The organism is Alcanivorax sp. HI0044 (genome assembly GCF_001634945.1).
Map to the genome: position 1 here is coordinate 32,238 of NZ_LWEZ01000225.1, position 15,838 is coordinate 48,075.

Annotated in this window: 16 protein-coding genes; 5 read left to right on the forward strand and 11 right to left on the reverse strand. The window is 58.6% G+C overall.

Annotated features, from left to right (window positions below; genetic code table 11):
• Positions 1 to 34 precede the first annotated feature (34 nt).
• Both A3730_RS02870 and ccoM read left to right on the forward strand, forming a co-directional pair.
• On the forward strand, positions 35 to 1,636 hold the full coding sequence (locus tag A3730_RS02870) for an aldehyde dehydrogenase family protein (RefSeq protein ID WP_063520665.1): 1,602 nt from the start codon (positions 35 to 37) through the stop codon (positions 1,634 to 1,636).
• A gap of 102 nt (positions 1,637 to 1,738) precedes the next feature.
• Positions 1,739 to 1,867, forward strand: a complete 129-nt coding sequence (ccoM, locus tag A3730_RS32895; RefSeq protein ID WP_255363141.1) for a cytochrome c oxidase subunit CcoM — start codon at positions 1,739 to 1,741, stop codon at positions 1,865 to 1,867.
• A gap of 53 nt (positions 1,868 to 1,920) precedes the next feature.
• Here the strand turns inward: ccoM and A3730_RS02875 are convergent, their stop codons facing one another.
• A complete protein-coding gene (locus tag A3730_RS02875; protein WP_063520666.1) occupies positions 1,921 to 2,232 on the reverse strand; it encodes a hypothetical protein in 312 nt (103 codons plus the stop codon).
• Between the two features lie 24 nt (positions 2,233 to 2,256).
• Positions 2,257 to 3,123 carry a Dyp-type peroxidase gene (locus tag A3730_RS02880; RefSeq protein WP_231883822.1) on the reverse strand — a complete coding sequence of 289 codons (867 nt, stop codon included), beginning with the start codon at positions 3,121 to 3,123 and terminating at the stop codon, positions 2,257 to 2,259.
• 193 nt (positions 3,124 to 3,316) lie between these two features.
• Here A3730_RS02880 and plsB point away from each other — a divergent pair, with 193 nt between their 5' ends.
• Positions 3,317 to 5,818: a glycerol-3-phosphate 1-O-acyltransferase PlsB gene (plsB, locus tag A3730_RS02885; RefSeq protein WP_063520668.1), complete on the forward strand. Its 2,502-nt coding sequence runs from the start codon at positions 3,317 to 3,319 to the stop codon at positions 5,816 to 5,818.
• Between the two features lie 140 nt (positions 5,819 to 5,958).
• Here the strand turns inward: plsB and A3730_RS02890 are convergent, their stop codons facing one another.
• The 5 genes from A3730_RS02890 to A3730_RS02910 all read right to left on the reverse strand — a co-directional run bounded on the left by A3730_RS02890 (position 5,959) and on the right by A3730_RS02910 (position 10,657).
• A complete protein-coding gene (locus tag A3730_RS02890; protein WP_082872233.1) occupies positions 5,959 to 6,702 on the reverse strand; it encodes a class I SAM-dependent methyltransferase in 744 nt (247 codons plus the stop codon).
• A complete protein-coding gene (locus A3730_RS02895) occupies positions 6,699 to 7,496 on the reverse strand; it encodes an undecaprenyl-diphosphate phosphatase (protein ID WP_063537439.1) in 798 nt (265 codons plus the stop codon). The genes A3730_RS02890 and A3730_RS02895 overlap by 4 nt, the downstream gene beginning before the upstream one ends.
• 109 nt (positions 7,497 to 7,605) lie before the next feature.
• Positions 7,606 to 8,040, reverse strand: a complete 435-nt coding sequence (locus A3730_RS02900; RefSeq protein WP_082872234.1) for a thioesterase family protein — start codon at positions 8,038 to 8,040, stop codon at positions 7,606 to 7,608.
• Complete coding sequence (gene tsaB, locus A3730_RS02905; RefSeq protein WP_063518536.1) at positions 8,037 to 8,711, reverse strand: tRNA (adenosine(37)-N6)-threonylcarbamoyltransferase complex dimerization subunit type 1 TsaB; 675 nt, start codon at positions 8,709 to 8,711, stop codon at positions 8,037 to 8,039. The genes A3730_RS02900 and tsaB overlap by 4 nt, the downstream gene beginning before the upstream one ends.
• Positions 8,708 to 10,657 (reverse strand): ATP-dependent DNA helicase, encoded by a 1,950-nt coding sequence (locus tag A3730_RS02910; protein WP_063518537.1) that lies wholly within the window; start codon positions 10,655 to 10,657, stop codon positions 8,708 to 8,710. Before A3730_RS02910 ends, tsaB begins: the two co-directional genes overlap by 4 nt.
• Before the next feature lie 129 nt (positions 10,658 to 10,786).
• Here A3730_RS02910 and mobA point away from each other — a divergent pair, with 129 nt between their 5' ends.
• Positions 10,787 to 11,344, forward strand: a complete 558-nt coding sequence (mobA, locus tag A3730_RS02915) for a molybdenum cofactor guanylyltransferase MobA (protein ID WP_063518538.1) — start codon at positions 10,787 to 10,789, stop codon at positions 11,342 to 11,344.
• A 101-nt stretch (positions 11,345 to 11,445) separates the two neighbouring features.
• Here mobA and A3730_RS02920 read toward each other — a convergent pair whose 3' ends face one another.
• From A3730_RS02920 to A3730_RS02935, 4 genes are all read right to left on the reverse strand, one after another.
• Positions 11,446 to 11,832 (reverse strand): SCP2 sterol-binding domain-containing protein, encoded by a 387-nt coding sequence (locus tag A3730_RS02920; RefSeq protein ID WP_007150082.1) that lies wholly within the window; start codon positions 11,830 to 11,832, stop codon positions 11,446 to 11,448.
• Positions 11,833 to 12,057: 225 nt separating this feature from the next.
• Positions 12,058 to 13,344 carry an ammonium transporter gene (locus A3730_RS02925; protein ID WP_063518539.1) on the reverse strand — a complete coding sequence of 429 codons (1,287 nt, stop codon included), beginning with the start codon at positions 13,342 to 13,344 and terminating at the stop codon, positions 12,058 to 12,060.
• 11 nt (positions 13,345 to 13,355) lie between these two features.
• Positions 13,356 to 13,694 carry a P-II family nitrogen regulator gene (locus A3730_RS02930; RefSeq protein WP_063518540.1) on the reverse strand — a complete coding sequence of 113 codons (339 nt, stop codon included), beginning with the start codon at positions 13,692 to 13,694 and terminating at the stop codon, positions 13,356 to 13,358.
• Between the two features lie 348 nt (positions 13,695 to 14,042).
• Positions 14,043 to 14,912 carry a tetratricopeptide repeat protein gene (locus tag A3730_RS02935; protein ID WP_063537441.1) on the reverse strand — a complete coding sequence of 290 codons (870 nt, stop codon included), beginning with the start codon at positions 14,910 to 14,912 and terminating at the stop codon, positions 14,043 to 14,045.
• A gap of 208 nt (positions 14,913 to 15,120) precedes the next feature.
• Between A3730_RS02935 and A3730_RS02940 the strand changes: the two genes are divergently transcribed.
• A partial coding sequence (locus A3730_RS02940) for an acyl-CoA dehydrogenase family protein (RefSeq protein ID WP_197477242.1) occupies positions 15,121 to 15,838 on the forward strand: 718 nt, incomplete at its 3' end.

Below are 15,838 nucleotides of genomic sequence, written 5' to 3' on the forward strand. Positions count from 1 at the left end.
CCACTGCGGCCTGCCGTGATGGAGTCCCCTTCACATGACTGCACAAGAAAAGCTGACCGCCAAGGTGGTGGTCGATACCAACCCCGCCACTGGCACCGCCGTCGCCGAACTGAGCGAAACCAACCTGGACGCCTTGCCTCAAATGCTGGCCAAGGCCCGCGAGGCACAAGCCATCTGGGCGGCCAAATCCTTCAAGGAACGGGCTCGCCATATTCAGATGATGCGCAGCTACATCGTCGATCGTGCGGATGATCTGGCGCGCACCGTCAGCGAAAGCAACGGCAAAACCCTCACCGATGCCCTGGCCACCGAAGTGTTGCCCTGTGCCCTGGCCTGCAAGTGGTATGCAAAAAACGCCGAGCATTACCTGAAAGAGCGTAACCGCCCTGCTGGCAGCATCCTGTTCTTCAACAAGCGCACCCACATGCTGCGCGTGCCACTGGGCGTGGTGGGCATCATCAGCCCCTGGAACTACCCCTTGTCGATTCCCTTCGGCGAAATCGTCATGGCCCTGATGGCCGGCAATGGCGTGATGCTGAAAGTGGCCGCCGCCACTCCGGCGGTAGGCCGCGCCATCGAACAAATCGTCGCGGCCGGCGAACTTCCCCAAGGCCTGTTCCAACACATCGTCGGCTCTGGTTCCAAAGTGGCCACCGGTTTTTTCGATAACGGCATCGACAAGCTGTTCTTCACCGGCTCGGTACCTGCGGGCAAAACGTTGATGGCCCAGGCCGCGCAAACGCTGACACCGGTTTCCCTGGAGCTGGGCGGCAATGACCCCATGCTGGTGCTGGAAGACGCGGATCTGGAGCGTGCCACCAACGGCGCCGCCTGGGCCGGCTACCAGAATGCTGGGCAAAGCTGTGGCGGCGTGGAACGCGTCTATGTGGTGGATGCGGTGTACGACCAATTCGTGGACTTGCTGGCCAAGAAGACTCGCCAACTGCGCCACGGCATCGGCTGCAACAGTTTTGATGTGGATATCGGCAGCCTGACCACGGCCGGTCAGCTGCGCACCGTGCAGCAACACGTGGAAGATGCGTTGGCCAAAGGCGCCCGCATCGAAGCCCAGTCACGCCCGGTGGGCAATGTGGAAAACGGCTTCTTCTTCCCCGCCACCCTGCTCACCCAGGTCACCGACGACATGCTTACCATGTGCGATGAAACCTTTGGCCCGTTGATCGCAGTACAACGTGTGGCCAATGAAGAAGAGGCCATTCGCAAAGCCAACGATTCGCATCTGGCGCTGACCTCCTCGGTGTGGACCAAAGACAACAAACGCGGCCGAGCCATTGCCGCCCGGTTGCAATCCGGGGTTACCACCGTAAACGATCATCTTTACAGCCACGGCCTGTCCGAAACCCCCTGGGGTGGCGGGAAGGAATCCGGCATTGGCCGCACCCATGGCCCGGAAGGGCTGGAAGAAATGACGCAGGCGAAAGTGGTGAACTGGGATATTCTGCCGTCCAAACGCAATATTTTCTGGTACCCGTTTGATCAAGCCACCTACAACGGCATCAAGAACGCCCTGCTGTTCGTTTTCCCGTCCAGCGTTGGCCAGTGGCTCGGCGCCTCATTGAAGCTCACGCCCTTCCTGGTGAAGAAAATGTTCACCGGCTGGAAAACCGGCGACTAGGTCTGTGTCGCTACCGGCTTCCGGTGGCAAATGTTGACCTGCATCATCACTATCCTCCCGGAACCTGTCATGCTACCGAGACAGGCTCCGGGAGGATTTTTTATGTATATGGACAGCGTGGTTCTGGCAGGAATCGCCGTGATTGCCGGCATTCTGGTCTTTGCGGGCAGTTTTGCCCTGTTTATCTGGCTGGATTCCGGCGACGACGACACACAGAACGGGAAAGACTGACGCCAGGCACCCTGCTCGTCATACGCTTTCGCTTTGTAGCGCTCGGCAGGGACTCAGCAGGGATAGTCTGGCGATTGCAGGCAGCGCTCGCGCAACTGCTCCGGTGTACTTGCCGAGGGTTCCTGTCGACGATTGCCACCCTGGCAGATGACTTCCAGCTCCCCTTTTTCCGGGGCCGCCCGCTCGATGGTATACCCCACCCCACCACAGGCCCGCTGCGCCGCATTAAGGCATTCGCTCCACTGCGGGCAAAACACACCAAACTGCCCCGGATAGGACTGCACCACCTGGGTGCCACCGGTTTCACACCCTGCCAGCAGCGCCAACAAACAGGCCAGCGAAGGACCAGAAACACAGCTCTTCATGGTACGCCCCCAATATACGCTGAATCAGAGCGCATCCAGCCAATCCTGGGACGGGGCATACCACCAGGAGCCCATCACCGGCCGGGTAAATTCCAGCAACCGATCTTTCACTGAGTCATCCGCAATGCCATACATGCGTCGCAGCAGAAAATCATAACGGTCCAGCTCGCAACAAAACGCCAGGAAATACAGGCCATGCTGGCCGCTGTCACCGTAAGGGACCGACCGCCGCCACATTTTCTGCGCTACACCATCCCGGTCGACATCGACGCGTCCTACGTGGGCATCTGCGGGCATGCGCTCATCATCGAACTCCACGGCGTCTTCCTTGGTCCGGCCAAACACATTTTCCTGCTCACTGACCGGTAACCGGTTGAACTTGCCCAGGTCATGAATCCATTTCTGGGTCAGCACCCAACTACCGCCCGCGCCGGGGTGCGGCTCAGCGATAAAAGTCGCCTGTTCCGCCTTTTCCCCGGTGGGGTTGCCGATGCCATCCACAAAACCGGTCAAATCGCGCATGTCGTGGTACACAAAGGCGGTTAGCTCAAGCTGGGTCGCGAGCAGGTCACCCACCGCCTGGCGTACCAGCATGCTGGTATCGAACAGGTCTCCCGCCTCCCGGGCCTGCACCCACACCCACAAATCCCCCTGGGTGGCCGGAATGTGCCCCTCCAAAGAAAAAGGCGGAAAACTGAAGCGCGAATCAAAGCAGGCCCAGAGATCTGGCCCGAAACCCAGTAAAACCGGCGTCTTTTCACTCTTCAGCGCAACCAGATCACGCAGGGCCTGGCGCAATGACTCGGTCTTGTGGCCACTGCCAAGACTGAACTCGAAAAACCCATGATGGGCATAACTGCGGTCAAAAATACCGGATTGCGGTGTCGACACCGGAGGCTCCTTCACTCTGTCCATGGCGGGGAATAATTCCCACAATTATAGCAGGTCGAATCAGCGCCGGCCCCTGCCATACGCTCGTTGTCGTCCAGTCGCAGCAATTTTGAAACAAATTGAAATATCCGCTGGTGTTCCAGGCTCAGGGCTTTCGATACACTTGGCTCACATTCGTTAACTGTATCCGACTATGACACCTTGGCTTGGCCTGGATCGACTAGGCTTCTTCCTCATACGCGTATTTTTACGCCTGTGCACCCGCGCCAATGCGCTCCCTTCGGATCCCAAGGAACTGCAGCTTGCTGCCAATACTCCGGTGGTCTATGTACTCAGCGACCGCTCTGCTGCCGACGCAGCCGTGGCGGACCAGACCGCCCGGCAGCTGGGGCTCTCTTCTGCCCTGCGCGGCCTGACACTGGGAAAAACCCACCTCAACCACAGTTATTTTCAGCTTTACCGCCGCCAACTGGGTAACCGCCGTCAGCGCCGGGCGGTGTCCCCTCCCCGGCTGGAAAAACTGGTTGCAGCCCTGCGTGCCAACCCGGAAGCCGATGTACAGCTTGTGCCCGTCTCCGTGTTCTGGGGGCGCCGCCCGGAAAAAGAAAACTCCATGTGGCGCATCCTGTTTTCGGATAACTGGTCTCCGGCCGGGTTTATCAAGAAATTCTTCATCATCATCACCCAGGGCCGCCAACTATACGTGCAGTTCAGCCGCCCCATGTCCCTGCGCACCCTGGTTGACCAGTGCCAGAAAGACGACCAGGCCGTGCGCAAGGCATCGCGCATCCTGCGGGTGCACTTTCGCCGTCAGCAGGAAGCGGCCATCGGCCCCGACCTGTCACACCGGCGCACCCTGACCAATACCGTGGTCGATTCCATACCGGTGCGAGAAGTGATTCGCGCTGAAGCGAAGCGTCAGGACGTCAGTGAAGAAAAGCTGGAAGCCAAGGCTCGCGGTTACGCCATGGAAATTGCGGCCGACTACTCCCACACCGTAATCCGAACCCTGGAGCTGTTTCTGAACTGGGTGTGGAACCGGCTGTATGGCGGCATTCGCCTCTACAACATGGACAACCTGACCAAGGTGGCCGGCGATCACGAAATTATCTACGTGCCCTGCCATCGCAGCCACATTGACTACCTGCTGCTGTCCTTCGTGATGTTTCGCAACGGCCTGGTACCACCGCATATTGCCGCCGGCATCAACCTGAACCTGCCCATTGTGGGCACTATTCTGCGTCGCGGCGGCGCCTTCTTCATGCGCCGCAGCTTCCGTGACAACCCCCTGTACGCCGCCGTATTCAGCGAATACCTGCACACCATTACAGCACGTGGCTTTTCCATCGAATATTTTGTGGAAGGCGGGCGTAGCCGCAGCGGCCGTATGCTCAAACCCCGTACCGGCATGCTCGCCATGACCGTACGCAGCTTCCTGCGTGATTCACGCAAGCCAATCGCGTTTGTGCCCGTCTATGTGGGCTACGAAAAAGTGATTGAGGCCGGCTCATACATCGGTGAATTGCACGGCAAGAAAAAGCAGAAGGAATCCGTGGGCGGATTGATGAAATCACTCTCCGTGCTACGTAGCCACTTTGGCCAGGTGCACCTGAACTTCGGTGAACCGATCAAGCTGGTGGACTATCTGGACGGCCATAACCCGAAATGGCGCAATGAAACCGTGGCCCCCGGTGACAATCCACCCTGGTTCAAACATGCGGTGGAAGAACTGGGACAAGAGGTGGTCGAATCCATCAATGCTGCCGCTGTGGCGAACCCGGTCAATCTGCTCAGCCTGGCGTTGCTGGCCTCTCCCAAGCACACCATGGATATTGCCCAGCTTCGTCAGCAACTGGACCTGTATATTTCCCTGCTCAAACAAGCGCCTTACAGTGACAACGCGGCACTAGCCAACGATGACGCCAGTGCCATTATTGAGTACGGCCTGGAGCACGACTTCCTGGAACGTATTGAACACAAGCTGGGCGACGTGGTTACCACCGATGAAAAAACCGCCCTGCAAATGGCGTACGTGCGCAACAACAGTCTGCACCTGTTCATTCTGCCGGGCCTGATCTGCTCGCTGGTAATGAATGCACGATCCATCAGCATGGATGTACTGCAAAGCATGGTGCGTCTGCTCTATCCTTTCCTGCGTAACGAGTACTTCCTGCACTGGCAGGATGACGAGGAACTGGCAGCTGCCGTCAATAATATCGTCACCGTCCTGCAGCAGGAACAACTGATCGGCCGTGAAAATGACTGCCTGCACGGTGCCGCGATTCATACCCACGAATCCGACATGCTGGACCATCTTGGCCAGACCGTAATGCCCTCTTTGGAGCGTTACTACCTGACCATCCGGCTGCTGGTGCAATATGGGTCCGGCATGCTTACCGCCGAACAGCTAGGGGAACTGGCCCACCAGACAGCCCAGCGCCTTTCTTTGCTGTACGAATTCAACTCTCCGGAATTCTTCGACAAGGTAGTGCTGAAGAACTTTATCGCCCAGCTCTACACCACCGGCCTGGTCACCCCCGGCGGCAGCGGCGCACTGGAATTCAGTGAGAAACTGGAAGCACTGGATGACGAGGCTAACCGTATTCTCAGCCCCGATATCAGTGACGCCATTCGGCGTGTCACCCGGGTAAGCAATTTAGGCAACCTGCTTACCGCCTCTTCTGACGGCTCCTGATCATGCCGGCCACCGCCAACGGTGGCCAGTATAAACGCCGGCACCGCCGCCCCTCTCTTATCAAGATACCCGGGAATAAAGCCAGGGTATTAGCGAACCGGTCGTGGGGACGTGATTACTGAGAGGAGTAGTGAGCTGGCTCAGGTGCACGTATAGATATCGAAGCGCACCGCCTTGCCTTTCTGGCTGAACGACGGCTCGATGTCAGCCAGATAGCTCGCCTTTACCGGGCGTTTTACGACGACACGGGCGGGGGAAAGGGAGCGGGCCCAGTCCAGTAGCTGCTCCTCTTCAGCCTTGTCCGGATAGGGACAAAGCCGCTGCAACCACTGCAAGTCTTTCTTTACCGCAGCACTTTTTTCCCGAGCTGGAAACATGGGATCCAGATACACAGCGTGGAGAGCCCGCGGCTCAGTAGTTCTGCTGTCCTCGCACGCCAGCAACTGCATGTTGGCAACCAGGCCGGCTGGCGCTCTTTGCAGGCCATCCGCAAGCATGGCATGAAGAATCGGCGAACGTTCCGCCAGCAACACCTGAAACCCTGCCTGCGCCATCAGCGCGGCATCACGACCGAGACCAGCGGTGGCATCGAGCACCCGGATCCGCTCGTCTTTGGGCTTGCCCAGCGCCTTGATCAGGCGCTCGTGCCGCACCCGCTCAGTCGTTAGCCGGTAGCCCTGCTTTCCGTCACAGAAGCTAACCGCCAGCGGCGTTTCCTTACCCTGCGGACGCCACAGGCTCAGGCACGCATTATGCCAGCCCAGCACCAGTTCGAGCGAGCGAGCACAGGCCTGCGCTTCGTTTTCCACCGGCGCACCCGGCAAGCCTGACGGGCAACCGGGTAACAGACCGAGCACAGTGTCCAGAGAGCCACTCAGGGTCATGCCAGCCAGAACAACAGGGCCACGCCCAGAATCAGCCGATAGATGACAAACGGCAGCATGCCGATGCGCTCCAGCAGGCGAATGAAGAACACAATCGTCAGGTAAGCCGTCACCGCGCTAACCACGACACCCAGGGCCATCATCGCCCAGTCCACCGCGATTTGTTGTTCGATCAGATCTTTGGTTTTCAGCAGCCCCGCGCCCAGAATCACCGGTATGGACAGCAAAAAGGAAAAACGCGCCGCGTCTTCACGGCGATACCCCAATGCCAGCGCCGCGGTAATGGTGATGCCGCTACGCGAGGTGCCTGGGATCAACGCCAGCGCCTGGGCCAGGCCGATAAAAATGGCGCCGGCAATACCCAACCGGGCCAGCGAAAACGCCCGCTTGCCGAAGGCATCAGATGCCCATAACAGAGCCCCGAATACCAACGTAGTGATGGCAATCACCAGCGCCGAGCGCAATTCCTGCTCAATAAAATCATCACCAAGAAAACCGAACGCCACAGCCGGAATGGTGGCCAGCACCACCAGTAACCCCAGCTTCAGGTCATCATTCATTTGCCGCTGCTGCACCGCCACGCCAGCGCCGCCTACCATGGCCACCAGATCACGGCGGTAATACACCATCACCGCCAGCAAGGTGCCCAAATGCACCGCCACATCAAAAGCCAGCCCCTGATCGGGCCAGCCCAAAATCTGTGATGGAAGAATCAAGTGGGCGGAACTGGAGATAGGGAGGAACTCGGTGAGCCCCTGTATCAGGGCCAAAACCAGAGCCTGAAACCAATCCATGGAATATCCTTATTAAATGAAACGTCAGTGACGAGTCACTAGTTGCGAGGAGCGAACATCAAAACCGGTTTGGTTTTCGAAACTCGCTCCTCGTCACTCGTAACGTTTTCTATTCGTCAGCGGTAATCTGATAACCCTTCAGGAACTCCGGGGGCATACGCCGCGGCTTGCCGGAATCCAGTGCCACACACACCCAACGGGTACGACCGCGCAGCAGGGTCAGGCCATCGGATTCACGCACAATCTGATAACGGCGGGTAATACTGATGCGCTCATCATTGTGAACGATCCAGGTGCCGATTTTCAGGTTTTCACCCTCAAAGGCCGGGGCCAGATAATCCACTTCGGTGTGGCGCGCCACCATGCCCCGGTTGAGCTTCTGATACAGGTCCCAGCCCAATCCCAGTTCGGTGGTGTGATGCCAGGCGATCTGCTCCATAAAGCGCAGGTACTCGGTGTTGTTCACATGCCCCATCACATCAATGGCTTCGGCTGGTACGGTCACCGTCAGCTCATGCACATTGGGAAGGTCCCAGTTGATCATCGTACAGCTCCCTGAATCACTTGGTCTCGCAAATAGACTGGCTGTGCCAGCTCCGCACTGACACCCTCTCCGCGTTCGAATGCTGATAATGCCAGTTGCGCCACCGCTTTCGCATGGGGATGGGCGTCAACAACGCAGTGGCTTGCGCCATAGGCCGCCACCAGCGCGTCCTGGTAGACCAGCCCGGAACCGACAATCATCCAGTCCGCCGACGGCAAATCCGGCAAGGCATCGGGGTTAAACAGGCCATCGTTGAGAACCGCATTGGCCGCGCCGTCCTCACACTCATAGGCACCCAGGTACAGCTCGCCCATACGTGCGTCGAAACAGGCAATCACATGGGAGTGCGCCTGTATCGCCTGCGCACTGAGTGCGCAGGCCGCCAGGGTGGAAATCCCCACCACGGGCAGGTCCGCCGAAAACGCCAGCCCCTGAGTCACCGCGGCAGCCACACGCACGCCGGTGAACGCGCCCGGGCCATGGCCGAAGGCAATGCCATCAAGGTCCTTCAAGCGGACCCCGGCATCGGCCAGCAGCCCTTCAACCATTGGCAGCACCAGCTCGGTCTGTCGCCGTGGCGCGTGTTCAAAACATTCGACCACATTGCTATCGTCCAGCAACGCCACCGAGCAGGTTTCGCCTGCGGTTTCCAGTGCGAGTATCCGCGTCATGATTCCATCTTTTCCGCTTCCAGGCCCTGCCGGGCCAGATAATCAAAAAACCGTTGCACCACGTCCAGTTTACGGGTGCGGGTCATGTTGGGCAGGCTGTTGACGAACAACTTGCCATAACTGCGCGTTAACAGCCGCGGGTCCGCCACCACCAGTAAACCTGTGTCTTTCGGATCACGAATCAGCCGCCCGGCCCCCTGGCGCAAGGCCAGCACCGCCTGGGGAAGTTGATAATCGCGGAACGCATTACCGCCGTTGCGGTTAATGTGCTCGATACGCGCTGCCGCCACCGGGTCACCAGGAGAGCCAAAAGGCAATTTATCAATGATCACACAACTGAGCGCTTCACCGCGGACATCAATGCCCTCCCAGAAGCTGCTGGTACCCAGCAACACGGCATTGCCCTTCTCCCGGAATGCTTCCAGCAATTCACGCCGGCCAGACTCGCCCTGCACCAGCAAAGGGTAATCCAGCTTCTGGCGAAGGATAACGGCCGCTTCGCGTAACGCTCTGTGACTCGTAAACAGGAAAAAAGTGCGCCCTTTCGCCGCATTAATCACCGGCACCATGGCATTGGTAAGCTGTGCGGTGTACTCGCGGTCGTTCGGGGCCGGCAGGCCTTCCGGGGCATAAAACACCGCCTGGCGTTTGAAATCGAAGGGACTTTCCAGACGCAGCGTGCGGGCGGAGTCCAGCCCCAGGCGATGTTGAATATGTTCGAAGCGCCCGCCCACCGACAAAGTGGCTGAAGTAAGAATCCAGCTGCAGGGGTGACGTTCACGCTGGGCCCGCAACTGCGCGGCCACAGACAACGGCGTGCTGTGCAGCACCACTGAACGTTTGAACGTCTCAAACCAGTACACCCGGTTGGGCTGGCCGCCTTTCAGGTAGGCCGCCAGGCAATCCACCTGCTCACTGGCCCGCCGGGAACAGGCGTCCATGCCTCTGCTCGCCTTGGCCAACGGTCCGAGGAAGGCGTCCAGCTCCTGCAAGGCCTGCAGCAGAGCTTCCCCGGCTTCAACCACCGCCTTGTTTTCGGCCACTTCCGTCCAGGGCTCACGGCGCTCACCGTCACCCAGGCTCAAACGCAAGTCCATGCCCCCTTTATCCACGGCGGCAACCAGGCGATTCAGCTCTGCCAGATCGGCTGCGGTATGCCCGGCTTCCGACAGGCTATCGCGGCCCAGTTCCTGAATCTGCCGTGTGCTCAGGGTGTCCGCAAAAAACGCCGCGGCAATTTCAGGCAGCTGATGTGCCTCATCGAAAATCACCGTGTTGGCGGTGGGCAATAATTCAGACGCCGCACCATTGCCACGCAATGCGGCATCCGCAAAGAACAGATGATGATTCACCACCACCAGGTCAGCTTCCTGGGCTTCTTTGCGGGCCTTCATCAGGGGGCATTCGTTATAGCGGGGGCACTCCGTTCCCAGGCAATTGTCCGCGGTACTGGTCACCCAGGGCCATACTGGCGCATCTTCCGGGATCTGTTGCAGCTCGGCGATATCACCGGTACGGGTGCGCCCGGCCCAGTGCGCCACAATCTGCATCTGCCCTACGGTTTCACGGGTGAGAAAACGGGCGTCTTCCTGATGCAACTCCAACCGGTACGGGCATAGGTAATTGGCACGCCCTTTTAACAGCGCCACTTTTCTCGGCAGGTTCAGGGCTTTCTTGACCATGGGCAGGTCTTTGAAGAACAGCTGGTCCTGCAAGCTCTTGGTACCGGTGGACACCAACGTCGGGCCTTCAGACAGCAGTGCAGGCACCAGGTAAGCCAGCGTCTTGCCGGTGCCGGTTTCCGCTTCGACCAGCAGGGTGGCACCACTGCCAATCACGTCTTCCACCGCATCAGCCATTTCCAGCTGCGGTTCACGGGGCTGGTAGCCAGGCAGAAGCGGCGCAAAGCGCGCTAAATCGGTAAGATGATTACGGGCGGTAGTCACATAATGTCCCTGAAACGTGTCTGCACTCGGGGCTGGCAAAACACAAGCTGTCAGCATCGCCCAACGCGCGCGCAGAGCATAGCCGATTCGCCCCCGGAACCCAACGCGAGAGCAAGACGAGAAGGCAATATGGTCGACTATACCTTAATCATTCTGGCCGGCGGGCAGGGCCAACGCATGGGCGGTGCCGACAAGGGACTGGTGGAGGTGGATTGCAAGCCGCTGGTCACTCACCTGCTCGATAATCTACTCCCCCGCCCCACCCGCATTGTGATCAGTGCCAATCGCAATGCTGACCGCTATCAAGCCTGGGCCGATCAGGTGGTCGCGGATCAGCGCGACGGTTTTCCTGGACCGCTAGCCGGGTTGGAAGCCGCGCTGGGGGAAATCCGCGGCCTGTGCCTGTGCCTGCCCTGTGACCTGCTGACCCTGCCCACAACCATGGTTCAGGATTTGTTGGCGGCGGCGTCGATGGAGCATATTTGCGTTGCCCACGATCCCCTACGCCGGCAACCGCTATGCCTGGCCCTGTATGCCGAGCCTTGGCGAGACTCGCTCAGCGAATACCTGGATGCGGGCAAGCGCAGTGCGCACGGCTGGCTGGATCAGCTATGCGTTCAGCCAGTGACAGTGGCCACGCCGTTACAGAATCTGAATCACAGCGAACGTCTCGCAAGAGGCACATAACACGCAACCGGCGTGCAGCGTGTTGCTTGCTGCATGTTTGCGTCTTTCAAAACAACAATGCCCGCACAAGGCGGGCATTGTTATGGAACGAAAACGCAGTATTACGCGGTCACGTCCTGGATCTGCTTCATCAGGGCTACCTGATCAGCAGAAGGCTGTGCAGTTTGCAGCGCCATCAGCTTGCTCATGTCGCCTTCAATGCGGATCTGGCCGCTCATGAAGCCTTGCATGCCCGCAGACTGGTCACCTTCGATGAAGATGCGCTTGGCCAGGTCGGCCGGCAGGATCATGGTCGTCGGAGCGTCAGCGTGATGACCTTCTTCGATCATGCCACCCACCAGAGCCAGCTCTTTGTCGCCACCGTCAGCATTCACAGTGATATTGATTACCAGGTCAGCCAGAGCTGCCGGCGCTTCAACATTACCCGCGCCATCACGGATTTCTTTTACTTTTGCAAACCACTCGTCAGACAGAAATTCCAGGCTCATTCTTGTTTCTCCTTAAACCTATCAATATGACTTCGACGCCCCCTTTCACAGGGCTGGCACAGGCTTTATTGCTGCTAGCCAATTCAAACGAGCGTTCGAAACTTACCCGTACCTTATAGAAAGGCTCAGGGGGTGGCAATAGCCGCAGATGCGTCCTTATAGGACAAAAAAGCCCGGCAAAATGCCGGGCTTTTCGAACGCCTTAAATCAGCGTCAAACAAACGATCAGAGGTCGTAGCCACGCTCTTCATGCAGGGCAATATCCAGGCCCTGTGTCTCTTCGTCGCCATCTACACGCAACGGCGCAAACAGGGCCACCAGCTTAAGCAGCACCCAGGTCACCACCGCGGTGTAAACAAAGGTGGCCACCACACCCAGCGCCTGGACGCCCAGCTGGTCCAGCATGGTGTACTCGGGCCTGGCAAAGCCGTAACCGGAGAACAGCCCCAGCTCAGTGGAGGCAAAAATACCGGCAAACAGGGTACCGAGAATACCGCCAACCCCGTGAACCGGGAAGACATCCAGGGAATCATCGATTTTCAGCTTGTGCTTGATAAAGATCACCGCGTAGAAGCAGATCACACCCGCAGACAGGCCAATCACCAACGCGGCGGCCGGCCCAACGAAGCCTGACGCCGGGGTGATCGTGCCAAGACCGGCCACCATACCGGTCGCAATGCCCAGTGCGGATGGCTTGCCGAATTTTTTCCACTCCATGGTAATCCACGCCAGCGAACCGGCGGCGGCAGAAATGTGCGTCACCAGCATGGCCATGGCCGCATCGCCATTGGCTGCCAGGGCCGAACCACCATTGAAACCGAACCAGCCCACCCACAGCATGCCGGCACCAGTCACGGTCATGGTCATGTTGTGCGGCATCATGCCCTGGGTCGGGAACCCTTTTCGGTTACCCAGCACCACGGCGGCCACCAGCGCGGCCACACCGGCAGTGATATGCACCACGGTGCCACCGGCAAAGTCGTACAGCCCCAGGTCAGCCAGCCAGCCGCCACCCCAGACCCAGTGACACACCGGGATATACACCCCCAGCAGCCAAAGCACGGAAAACGCCAGCATCGGACCGAAGCGCATGCGCTCGGCAAAGGCACCGACGATCAGGGCGGGAGTAATGATGGCAAACGTCATCTGGAACAGCCCGTGCAGGCTTTTCGGCAAAGTGCCTTCCAGCGTCTCCCGGGTAATCCCGGAAAAGAACACATGGTCCAGGCCACCGATCCAGGCATTCATGCTGCCACCATCGGAAAAGGCCAGGGAATAACCGCAGATCAACCACACCAGCGACACCGCGCAGGTGATGGCGAAACATTGCATCAAAACAGACAGAATGTTCTTGGCACGCACCAGGCCGCCGTAGAACAGGCTCAGGCCCGGCAGCGTCATGAACAGCACCAGCGCGGTGGCGGTGAGAATCCAGGCACTGTCACCGGTATCCAGACCATCGGCCAGCGCCAGCGAAGGCAACATCAACAATACAGCTATCAATTTTTTCATCGCCGGGCCCCTTAAATGGCTTCGCTGCCAGTTTCACCGGTACGGATACGGATCACCTGCTCCAGGTCCGTCACGAAAATCTTGCCATCGCCGATCTTGCCGGTGCCGGCCGCTTTCATGATTGCCTCGATCGCCTGGTCCAGCTGCTCTTCACGGACCGCCAGCTCCAGCTTCACCTTGGGAACAAAATCCACCACGTACTCTGCCCCCCGATACAGTTCGGTGTGCCCTTTCTGGCGTCCAAACCCCTTTACCTCGGTAATCGTCATGCCCTGCACCCCAATCTGGGCCAGCGCATCACGCACCTCTTCGGCCTTAAACGGCTTGACCACCGCAGTCAGCATTTTCATTCGGTATCTCCTCGTCCTCATGCACCAACACAAAACGTGCCGGAAACTTGCACCGACAAGGAGCATTCAAGAATCAGGCCACAAAATAGTGCACGCGATTTCAATCGGTTAGCGGTGAACATTATTCATTGCGCACCACAAAAGAACGTCGCACCATAAAGATGCACCATGGATGGGCGCCAACGGCATTAAATTGGCGCACGCCCCCGGATCAAACAGCACAAGACGTGCCGGTACGCACCAAAACACACCAGCGCCAAGCAGAGAGAAAAGCAAGCAGAGAGAAGACAGGCAAGAAAGCAGAACAGAAAGGGCAACGGAGATGGCCGCTGCCCTTGGGCGGGAGGCTCAGTAAAGGTAATTGAACATCTTGCGGCGGTATTCACTGGCCAGCGGATCGCCTTTGGGCAGGCATTCGAACACTTCCAGCAATGCACTGCGGGCGACGCCATCGCGAAAATCACGGTGGTTACGCAACAGCTGCAACAGCGCCTCAAGCCCCGCTTGAAACTGCCCCGCTGCGGCGGCCTGCAAGCCGTAGGCATATAGATCTTCCGGCGTGGGCTTGTCGGCAATACGGGCAGACAGCTCCGTCAGACTCTCCCCGGCCCCTTCCAGCTTCTCCAGCAACGCGAAACGTGCCCGGAACGGGCGTAACGGTTCCGCATCTTCTGTCACTTGCGCCAGCACCGACTGGGCATCATCCAGGCGCCCTTCTCCCAGCAGCAATTCCACCAGCAGGGCACGAATGGCATGCTTGTCCGGGCTCTGTTCCAGAGTCTGCCGTAACGCGCCTTCCGCCTGCTCCGTGTGGCCCGCCTCAATGGCCATGCGCACCTGCTCGATGAACCCTTCTTCCTGCTGTTGCTGTGCCGCTTCCGGATCAACCACCGGGGCCAACCACTGGCGCAACGCGCCTTCGGTCTGTGCCCCATCCAGCTCGCTGACCAGCTGCCCCTGATACACCAGTTTCAGGCTGGGCAGACTGCGCACACCAAACTGGCTGGCCAGCATTTGCTGTTCATCTGCATTCACCTTCGCCAGCAGCACCTTGCCCTGGTATTCATTGACCAGCCGCTCCAGTATCGGCGCCATCTGCTGACAGGGCTGGCACCAGCTGGCCCAGAAATCCACGATCACCGGGATCTGTTGGGATTGTTCAAGGATTTGCTGAATATTCTGCTCTGTGGCTTCAATGATAGGGCTGTTCGGCTGCAACGCTATGCTCCTGAAAACGCATTAAAAGTGGCGCCAAGTGTAAGGCATCATCCAGATTAAATCCGGTTAAATCCTGTGCAACTTGTGCCATCTGCGCGTTAGACTGAAGTCCGGTGTACGGTTTGAAGTTCCTGGCGGCAGTTTCACGCGCTCTCCATGGTAACGCCCGTATGCTGGAAGGTATTCCACCCAGGCAAAGGAGATCACCATGCTTAGCCTATTGGCTATTGTGTTGTTAATTGCCACGCTGATGACCCTCTTCTATCAGCAAATCAGCCGAGGCATTGGCAGTGCCGTTTTCGTTATTGTGTGGCTGCTCTGCGGCTTCCTCGCTTCCTGGCTGTTCCATCCCATTTCCCTGATTCTGCTCGCCGCCGGCGTTACCGTGCTCAACCACGTGGACCTGCGCCAGAAATTCATCACCAAACCGGTCTACAACGCGCTGGGCAAGGTCATGCCAGCCATAGGCGATACCGAGCGTGAAGCCATCGAGGCGGGCACCACCTGGTTCGAAGCCGACCTGTTCTCCGGTCGACCGGATTGGGAGAAATTCGCTCACATTCAGTTCACCACGCTCACCGATGACGAGCAGTCCTTCATCGACAACGAAGTGGTGCAATTGTGCGACATGCTTGATGAGTGGCAGATCTTCCACGAACTGCGAGACCTGCCCGAAGAGGTCTGGGATTTCCTCAAGCACAAGGGCTTTTTCAGCCTGATCATTCCCACCGAATACGGCGGCAAGGCCTTCTCGCCCTATGCGCAAAGCCGCATCATGAGCAAGATTGCCACCCGCTCACTCACCGCCGCCGTCACCGCCATGGTGCCCAACTCTCTCGGCCCGGGTGAACTGTTGGCGGAATACGGCACCCAGGAACAGAAAGACCGCTGGTTGCCCGGCCTTGCCAAGGGCGACGAGATTCCCT

What these genes read in the sequence shown, in the direction of transcription:
- tsaB (WP_063518536.1), bottom strand. Translation starts at nt 8,711, where the DNA reads ATGACGCGGATACTCGCACTGGAAACCGCAGGCGAAACCTGCTCGGTG.
- plsB (WP_063520668.1), top strand. Translation starts at nt 3,317, where the DNA reads ATGACACCTTGGCTTGGCCTGGATCGACTAGGCTTCTTCCTCATACGC.
- A3730_RS02890 (WP_082872233.1), bottom strand. Translation starts at nt 6,702, where the DNA reads ATGACCCTGAGTGGCTCTCTGGACACTGTGCTCGGTCTGTTACCCGGT.
- A3730_RS02920 (WP_007150082.1), bottom strand. Translation starts at nt 11,832, where the DNA reads ATGAGCCTGGAATTTCTGTCTGACGAGTGGTTTGCAAAAGTAAAAGAA.
- mobA (WP_063518538.1), top strand. Translation starts at nt 10,787, where the DNA reads ATGGTCGACTATACCTTAATCATTCTGGCCGGCGGGCAGGGCCAACGC.
- A3730_RS02895 (WP_063537439.1), bottom strand. Translation starts at nt 7,496, where the DNA reads ATGGATTGGTTTCAGGCTCTGGTTTTGGCCCTGATACAGGGGCTCACC.
- ccoM (WP_255363141.1), top strand. Translation starts at nt 1,739, where the DNA reads ATGTATATGGACAGCGTGGTTCTGGCAGGAATCGCCGTGATTGCCGGC.
- A3730_RS02925 (WP_063518539.1), bottom strand. Translation starts at nt 13,344, where the DNA reads ATGAAAAAATTGATAGCTGTATTGTTGATGTTGCCTTCGCTGGCGCTG.
- A3730_RS02930 (WP_063518540.1), bottom strand. Translation starts at nt 13,694, where the DNA reads ATGAAAATGCTGACTGCGGTGGTCAAGCCGTTTAAGGCCGAAGAGGTG.
- A3730_RS02870 (WP_063520665.1), top strand. Translation starts at nt 35, where the DNA reads ATGACTGCACAAGAAAAGCTGACCGCCAAGGTGGTGGTCGATACCAAC.
- A3730_RS02875 (WP_063520666.1), bottom strand. Translation starts at nt 2,232, where the DNA reads ATGAAGAGCTGTGTTTCTGGTCCTTCGCTGGCCTGTTTGTTGGCGCTG.
- A3730_RS02900 (WP_082872234.1), bottom strand. Translation starts at nt 8,040, where the DNA reads ATGATCAACTGGGACCTTCCCAATGTGCATGAGCTGACGGTGACCGTA.